Raw genomic sequence first — 12,826 nt, 5'->3', positions numbered from 1 at the left:
TCGATTACGCACGCTTTAACTTATCAAGTAATTGCGACAAATTTTCATCTAAAGGCGCTGAAACCCGCATCACTTCATCATTTTCTGGATGAATGAACATCAATTCAGCGGCATGTAAAAAGAGTCGAGTTAAGCCTAATGCACGCATGCTGTCGTCAAACCCTTGCTCGCTGTACTTATCATCACAGGCGATTGGATGACCGGCAAATTGACAATGCACCCGAATTTGATGAGTACGTCCAGTGACAGGGCTTGCCTTCACTAAAGTACAACCTTGGTAACGCTGCATAATTTTAAAGCGCGTTTCTGAAGGTTTACCCTCAGCATTAACACGCACAATGCGCTCACCGGATTTGAGGGTGATTTTCAATAAAGGCTGTTTAACGGCTTTATCTTGAGCAGACCATTCACCTTTAACTAAGGCCAAATAGTCTTTCTGCATCTTTTTATACCGAAGCTGATCATGCAGATGTTTAAGCGCGCTACGCTTTTTCGCCACCAACAACACACCCGAAGTATCTTTATCGAGACGATGTACTAGCTCTAAAAACTTTTGTTGAGGACGCAGTGAACGCAATGCTTCAATCACACCGTAATCGACTCCACTACCACCATGCACGGCAATGCCAGCAGGTTTATTCAGCACGATCAAATGATTGTCTTCATGCAAAATACGGTCTTCGAGTTGCGAGACTTTGCTTAAGTTCGCCGATGGTGCGGTACGGTTATCCGGCTCTGCCACTCGGACTGGCGGAATACGTACTATGTCGCCAATCTGCAACTTGTACTCGGGTTTGATGCGTTTCTTATTCACTCGAACCTCGCCCTTGCGGACAATGCGATAGATCATGCTTTTCGGCACGCCCTTCAGCTTGGTCATTAAGTAGTTATCGATACGCTGTTCGAAGTGATCTTCATCAATCGTGATCAACTGAACCTGTTGTGGGGTGGATTCTATATTCATGATGCGCCATCTAATTATAACGGTCGCCATTGTACAACAACTGAGAAGAATTGTGCCTTTCCATTGCTGAATTTTTTGATTATTGCTATATTTCACCAGCGATTAGGGATAAGCCGTGAATAAAGTGTTCACAACGCCCTGATCCCAAGCGGAAAATTTAACGGATAAAAAAAGATTTTCTTGATAGCAAATCATTGATTTGCAAATCGTATACAGAGTAAAAATACCACAAATGCGTTTTTTACGATTAAATCGAGAAAGTCACCTTACTTTAATAAGGTTTACCCTAGATTTTCCTCCCCGATTTCGAAGGATATTTTAACTTGTCGTCAGACAAACCGATTCGACTTGGGCATTACCGGAACGAAACTAAAGAATTTATGGGGTTGGTTGATGTTTTACAACGAATTCCTTGTTTTTGTAATCATTAAAAAATAAGCCATAAATAGGATGCGACACGCAGCGACTGCGTCTAACAGTAATGCGCACCTCTTGCCTAGCCACCAGCCGTGAGGCTCAGTTGACCTACTGCTAGGCCCGTAATGCAGCGAAGCGCGATGTTTGATGACCTCTATTTAAAGAAGAATGACGTCATCATGAAACGTATGTTAATCAATGCAACTCAATCAGAAGAGTTGCGTGTTGCCCTTGTTGATGGGCAACAACTGTATGATCTAGACATTGAAAGCCCAGGTCATGAGCAAAAAAAATCAAACATTTACAAAGGTAAAATTACCCGAGTAGAACCGTCTTTAGAAGCCGCTTTCGTCGACTACGGTGCCGATCGTCACGGCTTTTTGCCACTGAAAGAAATCGCTAGAGAATATTTCCCGAAGGGATATTCGTTCCAAGGTCGCCCAAACATCAAAGAAGTGGTCAGTGAAGGACAGGAAGTTATTGTCCAAATTGACAAAGAAGAACGCGGCAATAAAGGCGCAGCCTTAACGACCTTCATCAGCCTTGCAGGCTCTTACTTAGTATTAATGCCAAATAACCCACGTGCTGGCGGGATTTCTCGTCGTATCGAAGGTGATGAACGCACTGAGCTAAAAGAAGCGATGGCTGACTTAGAAGTGCCTGCGGGCATGGGTCTTATCGTGCGTACTGCGGGTGTAGGCAAAGAATCTGCCGAGTTAAAGTGGGACTTAAAAGTTCTACAACACCACTGGGCGGCGATCACCGAAGCTTCACAAGTTAAAGGCGCACCTTTCTTAATTCACCAAGAAAGCAATGTGATAGTTCGCGCTATTCGTGACTATTTACGCCGTGACGTGGGCGAAATCCTCATCGATCATCCACGTATTTTTGAAGAAGCGAAGCAACATATCGCCTTAGTTCGCCCTGATTTCGTTGAGCGCGTAAAACTGTACGAAGCTGAAGTGCCATTATTCACTCACTTCCAAATCGAATCACAAATTGAATCCGCCTTCCAACGCGAAGTGCGTCTGCCATCTGGCGGTTCGATTGTTATCGACCCAACTGAAGCCTTAACCTCAATCGATATCAACTCTGCCCGTGCCACTAAAGGCGGCGATATTGAAGAAACAGCACTTAACACTAACCTCGAAGCCGCCGATGAAATTGCCCGTCAATTGCGTCTCCGCGACTTAGGTGGCTTAGTGGTTATCGACTTTATCGATATGACGCCAGTGCGTCATCAGCGTGAAGTTGAAAACCGTTTACGTGATGCTGTGCACCATGATCGTGCTCGCGTGCAGTTAGGTCGCATTTCTCGTTTCGGTTTGATGGAAATGTCGCGTCAACGTCTGCGCCCCTCTTTAGAAGAATCTGCAGCGCATATATGCCCTCGCTGTCATGGCCAAGGCACGATTCGCAGTACCGAGTCTTTAGCACTGTCAATTTTACGTTTGATGGAAGAAGAAGCCATCAAAGAAAACACCTCACAAATCGAAGCGATTGTGCCTGTGGATGTTGCAGCTTTCTTGTTAAACGAGAAACGCAAAGCCATTCGCATCACAGAACAGCGTCACGATGTCGAAGTGTATGTGATACCTGACGCACACATGATGACGCCTGATTACCGCGTGATCCGTCACCGTAGTGATGATGAAATCAGTGAATCAAGCTATAAGCGTATAGAGCATCCTGAAGCCAAATTGTATGAGCCACGCAAACTGGAACGTACTGCGGCGCCTATTCCGGCATTAAAAGGTTTTGCTGCGCCACAGAAAGTAGAACAAGCCCCATCACCAACGGTGAAAGTTGAAGCGCCACAACCAGGCTTCTTCAGCAAGCTAGTCAGTGCAATCAGTGCCATGTTTGCGCCAAGTGAAAAAGCTGAACCCGTAAAAGTTGTTGAAACTAAAACAACTGATACCAGTGCGGCTAACGCAAATCGCCGTAACCGTCGTAATGACACTCGCCGCCCACGCAATGCCCAAGATGCCGACAAAGCAAAAGAAGGCACTCGTGAGCCGCGTAGCCGCAATCCAAAAAAGCCGACTGATGCAGTAGTCAGCACACAAGAACGTCCAGTACGCGAAAAAGAAGAAGCGGCTAAACGTCCAGCTAAAGCTGAACCGAAGCCACGCGTACAAGCGCCAAAAGATGTTGTTGCCGACATTGAAGCAGATGATGCCCCTAAGCAAGAAGTCGCCCGTGAGCGTCGTCAGCGCCGTAACATGCGTCGTAAGGTGCGTATCGATAATGGCCATAATACGCCAGATAATGCGATCCCAATTGCACCTGAAGATGCCGCAGAAGTGTTAGCGGAAATTGCAGCCCTTAACGCCGCAGCGGCAAGTACTATCAGTATTAATGCCAAAGCTGAAGTCATTGCACAAACGCCAGTAGAAACTAAAGCACCAAGAACACGTCGCCAGCCTCGTAAAGAAGCTGCACCCGCTCAAGAAGCGCAAGAAAATATTGTGCTAGAAGAGACAACTGTAATTTCTACTGTAGTAGAGACACCTGCGGTTGATGCTGTTAACGTAGCTGAAAACACCTTGGTTGACACAGCAGGTCATACTGTAGCAGCGGATGCTGTATCGCAAGATAGCGAAGTTGATGCAGACAACGAAAATGCTAATGCTGATGATCAATCAAAACGCGAGCAAAGAGATGGTCAACGTCGTAGCCGTCGTAGCCCTCGCCACCTTCGTGCAGCGGGTCAACGTCGTCGTCGCGACGAAGATGACCAAGGTACATCAACGCCAGCGCAATTCGTTCCTAATGACGAATTAGGTGCTGACCAAGAGTACCCAAGCGAAATCGTCAGTGTTCGAGTGGAAACTCCTGTTGTTGCAACTCAAACAACAGCGGTAACTGAACCAGCCGTTAAAACTGCTGACGTCGAAATAGCTGAAACAAGTTCAACTCCAGCTGTTGGAGCTCCTGCTGTTGTTAAAGTAGAACCAAAAGTTGAGCCTCAGCCTCAAGCAAATGACGTTGCAGCAGTTGAAACTCAGCAAGTTGAAACTAAACCTGTTGTGACTAAAACCACTGAAACGAAAGCGGAAGAGCCAAAGGCTGCTGACGTAAAAGTTGACCTTGCGTCAATCGTTGAAACTCAGGTGACCAGCGTTACTACTGAAGCCGTAGTCGTTGCAGTCCCATCAGTTGAAAGCTCAGTGACTAAATCAGTAGCAGTACCCAAAGCTGAAGCAGCTAAAACCGAAACACTTGTCGAGCCAAGTGTTGCACCGAGCGCTGAAGTAAAAGAAGCCGTGAAAGCAACAGCCTCTGCGCCAATGGCCAGACCGGCTGCTATCGCTAAGCCTCAAGCCACAGTACAAACAGCTCCAACAACACCGCAAATCACGGATGCAGTTGTTGTCAGCAAGCCGAAAGCCGCCAGCCGCTTTGGCTCTATGGTGTCTTCGGATATGACCAAGCCTGTCGTTGAAGTGAGAGAACAAGTGGCAGTCCCTAAAGGACGAGAGTATGAGAATACTGCGAACGAAGAGTCTACAGCCAAAATCAAACTCGCTAATGGTGCAGAGTCGGATATGGCGCGTCCATAATCACTTAAGCTAAACCAGAAAAGCCATGCAATTGCATGGCTTTTTTATTTACACTGTAATACTCCACAATATTTAAATTTAGCTCTATCCATTTTTCGGCTTAATCGTAGTCCCTTGAATAACATAACCCATCAAAAAATCCTCGGTATATAGTTCTCAACTTTAAGTATTCTTGCGTTGTCACTAACGTCACATTAGAAGCAATAAACATGCTAACAAAATATCAGGCCAATACCCGCCAGTAGAAAGGGCTCTTAATCCATTTAGTGCTAACTGTAGACCCCTCCTTTATAAGTTAGGAAAACTAGTCGAGGGAGAGCATTATTCCGCTATAAAGTAGCCGATAATTAAGTTGGATTAGCAGCCTAAAGCTTCTGTCGGAAATACTTAAATGTACGAAATGTAAGGCATCTGAATAGCAATATTCATTTTTTGGTCGGCTCCAAACTACATCATAAATAAGCTAGTGTTCTTTAATATCAAACACTAAACGCTTTACCAGCCTCAAATCTTTACTACAAGGCTTTCAGCCTTAGGTGCAGCTTAGTATATGTAGGATAACTAAGTGCAAGAAATGTAAATGCACCAATAATATTCGGCAATACCTGAAGTCACTGATTTACAACAAATGAATGATTAGACACATTCGCGTTCGACATTGAATATAAGATTACGCAAAAAAATAAACTCGATAAGAGCAAGCGTTAGTTAACATATAATGGAATTGAATGTTACATGGGTAAAAATAAGGAGAGTGTATCAAATGGTTTTATTGAAAATCTTGGAGATATCAGAATTGGATTCTAACAGAGAAAGATTAGAGGATTAACTTCAGATTTAAGCATTAAATTAATGTGACATGTTAAGTGGATCTCGTCGCTTATACTGGATTCAACAATCTAAACTAAATGAAATCTTATTTTCGCACAAATAAAAAGAGCCACGGAATTAACCATAGCCCTTTAATCCATTGCTATCAGCTCTAGGCTAACAGCACTGAAAATTAACCAATGATAGTTACGTTTTCAGCTTGTGGACCTTTTTGACCTTGAGTCACAGTGAAAGACACTTTTTGGCCTTCATCAAGAGTTTTGAAACCGTCAGAGTTGATCGCACGGAAGTGTACGAATACATCTGGGCCAGATTCTTGCTCAATGAATCCGAAACCTTTGTCAGAGTTGAACCACTTAACAACACCAGTAACTTGAGACATAATATAAATCCTGTAAATAAAAAATTAAAGCCTTAACGGCGGGTGGAGCTGGAAAATGCCGGTATTACTTATGTTTACAGGACGAACTGGTCGTATTGAACACATAAATATAAGCCCAACCTTCAAGCTGATAAGACTATAAACCATTCTAAAGATAAGTCAACACACTGCGACACTTTGGATTATTTATTTTGCCTAAATCTACTTTACGGTTTTGCAACCGGCTAGCAGAACACTAGGTTCATGCTGTTTAGCAGGTACAGTTAAGCATTTTAAATAATTTATTTCAATAGCTTAATCTTATCGCTTACTTTGAAATCCGATGCACTTCAATTTGAAAATCCAATTCACAGTTCAGTCCTTGCAACGCAAATGCTTGCTTTTGGGCATGAGTAAACTTCCAAGCATAGGGCGTCATTTCTAAAAAATGAGCAATATGTTCACTGTTTGCCAGCTCTAACTGGGAGATTAAGCGCTCCTGATGAAGACACTCAAATCCAGCAATATGCGCTGTGGAAACGGGATGTAATCTTGGCTCAGCATAAATTTGTTGTTTCAACGCAAAATGGTGTAAAGGTCCCGGAGAAACCGTTATCAGTAAGCCTCCATCAGCCATAATCCGTTGTAACTCTTCTACTTTTGAAGGGGCATAAATACGAATGGCAAGATCGACACTTTGGGATGCGATTGGCATTTCATAGGCACTTGCGACACAAAATTGCAAATTAGGGTAACGTTTAGCTGCATATTTAATTGCAGACTTAGAAATATCTATACCTTGTAAATTGCAATCATGGTGCTGGCTCAACACATGGAATAAACGTTGACTGTAGTACCCTTCCCCACAGCCTATATCGAGGATTTGTTTTGCTTCGGCACTAAACTCAAGCGCGAGCTCATTCACTCTATCACTCAAACCTTGATAGTAACCCGCGTTTAAAAATTCACGCCGAGCAAACATCATCTGTTTATTATCACCAGGATCTTTTGAGTTTTTCTTCTGTACAGGTAATAAGTTGACATAGCCTTCTTTGGCCATATCAAACTTATGTTGCTGTGAACAACCCCAAGTTCGCTCCGTTAACGTCAGTGGGGCGGCACACAGGGGACATAAATAATGCATAATGGACTCTTATCATTTAGCTAAATTTGGGTAAAAAGTTTATGTTTCGTCTTCCATCAATCGGTCTACCATCAGGATCAATTCCGGTGAAGCGAGTAATTCATAACACTCTAATTTTCTTAATAGCTTATCAGTGTTATCAACATCATTAGCAGCGCGGCTGTAGTTTGGTCGCTCAAACATATGGGTATAGGTTCTAAATAACCATTGTTGTTTCTGCAGTAGCAAGGGATCGATCCTTAATACTTCATCAGCAAGGCTGGCGTGACATTGACCAAGCTCCCCGCGCATAAACGCCTGCAATTCTAATCTAACCTGCTCGATTTCAGTCATGTAAATTGCAAGAGATTCAGATGATGCGGCATAGTCGTAGTGCCTTGCTAACAGTGCTTTAGCAACCATTAACGCTTTGGGCTCATGCAAAACCCGCAAATCCGCTTCTAAGGGTACTAACTCAAACTTTGAATTGGCTTGTAAGGCAAAACTTAAGTAACTATTTGCACCTATTAAGTCATTATCTGCACCTACTATTAAGTCATTATCTGCATCTAAATGACGAGTCGTATCTAAGGTAAAAGATACACCTCGCCTCAATTCAGCCGCACAAAATTTCGCAGCAGTTCCCATCCGTGTATAAAGCCTAAAACCTTGCCCAAGGCTGCGGGTTATTGGTGTATTGAAAGCCTGAGGGCTTTGCGGTAACGATTCGACCTTAAGACCCATAAACGGCTGGAAGCGGATGACTATATTTTGCTGAATTCCGGCTTCAGCTATGACGATAATCTCTAGTAAAGGGGCATTGATCGCCTGCGACACAATAAAATCACTCACATCGTCGGGCAGCCGTAATGTGAGTATTGATGCCTTTTCAACATCAAGCACCATAGGTTCATTTAGAAATTGATGATACATAAGACATTATTCTCCTATTTAACCGCAATTGTACCGTCCAATACCAATTAAAATCACCCCGTAAACCATTACCATCGCAAGATATGACTTAATCTTCATGATGCCGTAAATCGGCATTCGAGAAATAGTAGTGACATTGCGTGGTAGCATATTTATGCCTCCAGTGATCTATAACGTTAAGCACAGGAAGATGTAAGTGACGTATACAATGAACTTCACGTAACCATTCACCCAATGTAAAACTCACGATGCACCCTGCCCAGAAAGTGGCGAGCCTAGTCAGCATTGTTAGACATCGCTCGGCTTAGCGCCAGAAAACCATTCGGTATGCTGGTCACCTTGACGGCCAAAATAGGTTACACGTTTACCTCGCAAAAACACGAAATAACCTTGAACTCCTGCATTCATAGCGCGCTGGCAGAAAAGCCGAAATCTTTGCCCATGCTGCTGACTATCCAAGATGGCGGCTCTGAGTTCAATCACATTAAAATTGTCAGCAATTAATGGAAGTCCCTCAAATGATAAAGGTGATTGCACTGTAGAACCTGCTGCGCTATAGAAAGTAAATAACTTCAAGGCATAGTCTACATAGTAATACTCGACACCTTCAGCAATAAGATTGCCGACAATTTGAGGAAATGGTATTAATCCAGACAAGGTTGCTTGTGCAGATTCTAAAATTTTATCCGAGTTCATTGATGTCCTCTCTGGGTCTTGAGTGGTCAATTTATATGTTCAACATCAGCAGTAGAGCCAAAGTGATAGCACTGTAAAAACGTGGAGCATGCGCCGGCGCTGGTTAAACGCTCAAAGCACGTTCTCATAAATGATTAACGCAATAAACACGACCTTCAAACTTCCCCCAAAATCGTTGCCAGACTACAAACACGTTTATGCATATATAACGTAAAGCCATATTAAAAACACTATGGCTAAACAACATAAGGACTTTAAAATATTCTGCGAGCCACTCGCACCCAGTGCCAACACCGTTGGGCTGTCTAAATTGATTTACAACTCACATAAACCCAAACTAAAAAAATATATCATTTACGCTTATCATCTGTTTCTTTATCCCGCAAGCCATCTAGGCTACTGCTAAAATAAGCACACCGAATCAATTTCAACCTCTAGCAATGAGTTTATTGATGGATAATTTACAGCGACTGGGCATTATTTTTTGTATTCTTTCCCAGTGGGTCTTGGCAAACATACCCGTCACTTCTGCTAATGATCAATTCATTATCAATCAGTCAGAATCCAAGCTTGATCACAGATATCAGTATACTTATGACCTTTTACAATTAGTTATTGATGTAACCAAAGCCGATTTTGGTGAAGCATCACTACAAGTCTCAGATCTAATAATGAGTCGAAATCGTATCTTCAGAGCATTACAAGAGGGTGAAACCATCAATGTTATTGCAGAAGCCTCTAACCTACAGTGGAATAAACAGCTTATTCCAATAAAAATTCCCATTAGAAAAGGCATTCAAGGATTTAGAATTTTTATTATTAAAAAGGAAAATGTACCTAGGTTAGCTCAAATCACCTCTCTAGCGCAGTTAACTGCTCTTGATACTGGTTCAGGTAGCCAATGGTCAACTAAAGTTGCCATGCAACAAGCAGGATTTAAGATTATAGAAAGCAATCAATATGACAGTTTATTTAATATGTTATCAAAAGGACGGTTTATAACATTTGGCCGCGGAGTGAATGAAGTCTTTCAAGAGGTTAAGCAGTTTAATCAACAATATCCAGATCTCGTTGTTGATGAAAGCATCATGCTACATATTCCGCTAGCGACATATTATTATGTTTCACCTAACAAACCTTGCTTAGCTCAGCGAATACAAATTGGCCTCCAGAGAATTATCGATAATGGTCAATTTGACCAGTTATTTTATCAACGCCATTGCGATTTTTTGATAAAAAGTAAATTGAATCAACGATTAGTTTTTAAAATTGACAATCCTTTTATATCTGAATCAGAAATGACTTCCATTGTCGGTAAAGATTTCTTACTCAATCCAATGGATGACTTTTCCATATTATGTAAGAAATATCATTGAATAGGCTTCATCAGATAAACGCTTTGGGTCCGTCATGACTTAAAAACATCTCTCGGAAAATGGGATAAAAAACAGCAAGTCGCGGCTTGAATTGAAGGAGGTTAGATTTTTGGCCTTGGGTATCAAGAAATCAAATGAAAACCTTCAAGGCCATTAGCCTTGAAGGAAACTTTTTAGAATTGCACTCTGACACCAATAGCCGCTGAGCGACCTGGCATAGGAGATAAATGCCTTAGGAAACTGTTATGTGGGCGCGCATCTACATCGGTAAGATTATCTAAGCTTAGGTAGAATTGAGTCGGCACTTTCGAAATGACTTGATCTAAAGTGATATTGGCTCCGAGCAAAGCATAAGATTCAGAGGGCCTCTCAAATCTGCTAACGTCACCTTGTGAATGATAGCGAACATAATCGATGGACACAGTAAGCGCATCATACTGCCAATTTAGTACAGTGCCTGTTTTGGATTGTGGTGTTCGAGGCATTGAAGTGCCTTCTAACCTGCGGCGAAAGTATTCGTCCCGCTCACCAGCGAGAGGTGGACGAGTACTAAAGATGTCGTAACTACCATCGTATTGATATCTAGGAGTATTTCTCACTCTGTCAGTAAATGTGCTAAGCTCAAAAACTCCCCACCTTTGCCACGGGAAGGTATAGATAGCTTGTACCTCTAACCCTTGATTGTTTGTATCTGCTTGGCGCCATTCACGAACATAAGTACCATTACGCTCAAGGCCTGTACTACCAAGATAAATAAAATCATTGAATTGATTTTGATACCAACTTGCCATTAGCTGTAAATCGGCGATTTTCGCGGTGGTATTTATTTCAAAGGAGTGATTAATTTCCTTTTTAAGATTTGAGCTGCCCTGTTCTTCAATTAACAGAGCATAGTGTGGGTTACTGGCGTAAAGCTCACTCATTTCAGGAGCACGCTCGGCATGAACGTAATTGACTCGTGTTGACCAATTTTGCAATATGTCCCATTGCAGTGATCCTGAGTAGCTTTGGAGATAAAAATTTCTATCTTTAACATTCGCTCCTGAGCCTCGACCTACCTTGTAACCCTCTGCGTTTACTTGGTACTTAATCGCATCATAACGACCTCCAAACTCAAAAGTAACCGGACCAAAGTGCAGGGTTTGTAGCGTATAGGCTGCATAGTTTTGACTATCGACATCAGGCATGTAATTGTCATAGCCCTCCCCTTTATAGGCTTTAGTGTCGTACTGTAATCCTAAGACACCATCGAAGTTTGATGTCCAACTATGATAGAGCTTAGGGCTAATGACCCAAGAGGTAAGTTCGAATTGGTTGACGGATACCTCAGCCATATGCTCATCATCGACTTGATTCGAATAGGCGCCATCGAGGCTAAATGAGTTTATCCAATTGTCATCCCAGTTTTCGACATACTTCATATCTACGCGATCACCACGGGAGAAAATTCGAATATTACCCCGTTGATCAAAATCCACTGGTGCGCTGCTGCCACGACGCATAAATCCCGGAATACCGCGATGAGTGTCCGTATAACCATAAGCCAAACCCAAAAGACGTTGTTGGCCAGTGTAGCTTCCGCCTGCCGAGAATGATGATGTGTGGTGGCTGCTGTTAAGTACAGTGCCATTACTGTCTATTGAGTAGTCGGTGATAATTTGTTGTTCTAAAGGTGTAGCATCTTCATAGCGTTTTAATTGATTGTTCATCTGCCACACAGGTTGCGCATATTTGATTTGGCATAGATCGGCAAACTGTGCGGCACCTACGACTTTTGACCACGTTTTACAATCGCTGTCTTTAGAATATCCAGGGATATCGTAGTCACCACGGTCTTTGTTGATCATATTAAGCGCAAAGTTAAAAGATTCATTCCCTGCGGTAAGTTTTGCCAGTGCGGTACTTGTACTATTGAAGCCAGCTTTCACTTCAGCGCGGCTGTTAAACCCATTGATTGGGGTCAATGGAATACGACCATCTTGGAGATCAACAATGCCTGCCATCGCTTGCCCACCATAGGCAATCACAGCTGTAGGACCTTTAATGACCAAGATACTGTCAGCAAGAAAGGGCTCGATGGGGATGTATTGATCCTCACTCACCGACGACATATCCTCAACTTGAGTTCCATTGAGCAACATTTTAACCCTGTTTCCACCAAATCCACGGATTTGTGGCCTACCCGATGAGCTACCAAAAAAACCACTGTCTACCCCCGGTAATTGGCTTAAAGTTTCTCCTAAGGTATCGGCTTTACGATTATTAAGTTCATCGCCGCTGAGTTCGATTTTACTAGCTTGTATTCTTTGACTTAGTGGTTTTTCTAAAGCATGCCCAGTGACATTGATACGTTCAATAGGTTCTGCTGAAACAGCTAAAGTGCCAACACCTAATAACAGAAGGTATTTGTGGGAATTCATTTTGTGGGTCGTCTCCATATGATTACTGCTGAAACAAATGATATGTTACAACGTATCATCATGTATCAGTCGAGTTCAATATGAATGAAAGTAAATTAAGTTACTGATTGTAAATGGCAATCAGAACAACACTCGGTAT

The 12,826-nt window shown here is 42.6% G+C and carries 8 protein-coding genes; 2 read left to right on the top strand and 6 right to left on the bottom strand.

Going from position 1 to position 12,826, the window contains the following annotated elements; genetic code table 11:
• Positions 1-4: 4 nt before the first annotated feature.
• Entirely contained in the window at positions 5-964 is a 960-nt protein-coding gene (gene rluC, locus L5M29_RS06405; protein WP_105252860.1) for a 23S rRNA pseudouridine(955/2504/2580) synthase RluC, read from the bottom strand.
• A gap of 542 nt (positions 965-1,506) precedes the next feature.
• Between rluC and rne the strand changes: the two genes are divergently transcribed.
• Complete coding sequence (gene rne, locus L5M29_RS06400) at positions 1,507-4,947, top strand: ribonuclease E (protein ID WP_263166816.1); 3,441 nt, start codon at positions 1,507-1,509, stop codon at positions 4,945-4,947.
• Positions 4,948-5,950: 1,003 nt separating this feature from the next.
• On the opposite strand, the gene L5M29_RS06395 is transcribed toward rne, so the two are convergent.
• The 4 genes from L5M29_RS06395 to L5M29_RS06380 form a co-directional block, all read right to left on the bottom strand.
• Entirely contained in the window at positions 5,951-6,160 is a 210-nt protein-coding gene (locus L5M29_RS06395; protein ID WP_011789734.1) for a cold-shock protein, read from the bottom strand.
• 307 nt (positions 6,161-6,467) lie between these two features.
• Positions 6,468-7,283, bottom strand: coding sequence for a 23S rRNA (guanine(745)-N(1))-methyltransferase (rlmA, locus tag L5M29_RS06390; protein ID WP_173245473.1), 816 nt, complete (start codon positions 7,281-7,283; stop codon positions 6,468-6,470).
• 39 nt (positions 7,284-7,322) lie between these two features.
• Complete coding sequence (locus L5M29_RS06385) at positions 7,323-8,195, bottom strand: hypothetical protein (protein ID WP_263166814.1); 873 nt, start codon at positions 8,193-8,195, stop codon at positions 7,323-7,325.
• 288 nt (positions 8,196-8,483) lie between these two features.
• Positions 8,484-8,891 (bottom strand): DUF1398 domain-containing protein, encoded by a 408-nt coding sequence (locus L5M29_RS06380; protein ID WP_263166812.1) that lies wholly within the window; start codon positions 8,889-8,891, stop codon positions 8,484-8,486.
• Positions 8,892-9,343: 452 nt separating this feature from the next.
• Between L5M29_RS06380 and L5M29_RS06375 the strand changes: the two genes are divergently transcribed.
• On the top strand, positions 9,344-10,267 hold the full coding sequence (locus L5M29_RS06375) for a hypothetical protein (protein WP_263166811.1): 924 nt from the start codon (positions 9,344-9,346) through the stop codon (positions 10,265-10,267).
• A 173-nt stretch (positions 10,268-10,440) separates the two neighbouring features.
• On the opposite strand, the gene L5M29_RS06370 is transcribed toward L5M29_RS06375, so the two are convergent.
• Positions 10,441-12,687, bottom strand: coding sequence for a TonB-dependent receptor (locus tag L5M29_RS06370; protein WP_263166809.1), 2,247 nt, complete (start codon positions 12,685-12,687; stop codon positions 10,441-10,443).
• Between the last annotated feature and the right edge of the window lie 139 nt (positions 12,688-12,826).

The sequence above is a fragment of the Shewanella sp. SM95 genome (genome assembly GCF_025653595.1).
In the GTDB taxonomy this organism is placed as follows: domain Bacteria; phylum Pseudomonadota; class Gammaproteobacteria; order Enterobacterales; family Shewanellaceae; genus Shewanella; species Shewanella oncorhynchi.
Note: the sequence above shows the minus strand (reverse complement) of the source record. Positions and strands in the feature narration are given on the sequence as shown.

Bases quoted from the DNA above. Each gene is read 5' to 3' on its own strand.
- L5M29_RS06380 (WP_263166812.1), bottom strand. From the start codon at position 8,891: ATGAACTCGGATAAAATTTTAGAATCTGCACAAGCAACCTTGTCTGGA.
- L5M29_RS06385 (WP_263166814.1), bottom strand. From the start codon at position 8,195: ATGTATCATCAATTTCTAAATGAACCTATGGTGCTTGATGTTGAAAAG.
- L5M29_RS06375 (WP_263166811.1), top strand. From the start codon at position 9,344: ATGGATAATTTACAGCGACTGGGCATTATTTTTTGTATTCTTTCCCAG.
- rne (WP_263166816.1), top strand. From the start codon at position 1,507: ATGCAGCGAAGCGCGATGTTTGATGACCTCTATTTAAAGAAGAATGAC.
- L5M29_RS06395 (WP_011789734.1), bottom strand. From the start codon at position 6,160: ATGTCTCAAGTTACTGGTGTTGTTAAGTGGTTCAACTCTGACAAAGGT.
- L5M29_RS06370 (WP_263166809.1), bottom strand. From the start codon at position 12,687: ATGAATTCCCACAAATACCTTCTGTTATTAGGTGTTGGCACTTTAGCT.
- rlmA (WP_173245473.1), bottom strand. From the start codon at position 7,283: ATGCATTATTTATGTCCCCTGTGTGCCGCCCCACTGACGTTAACGGAG.
- rluC (WP_105252860.1), bottom strand. From the start codon at position 964: ATGAATATAGAATCCACCCCACAACAGGTTCAGTTGATCACGATTGAT.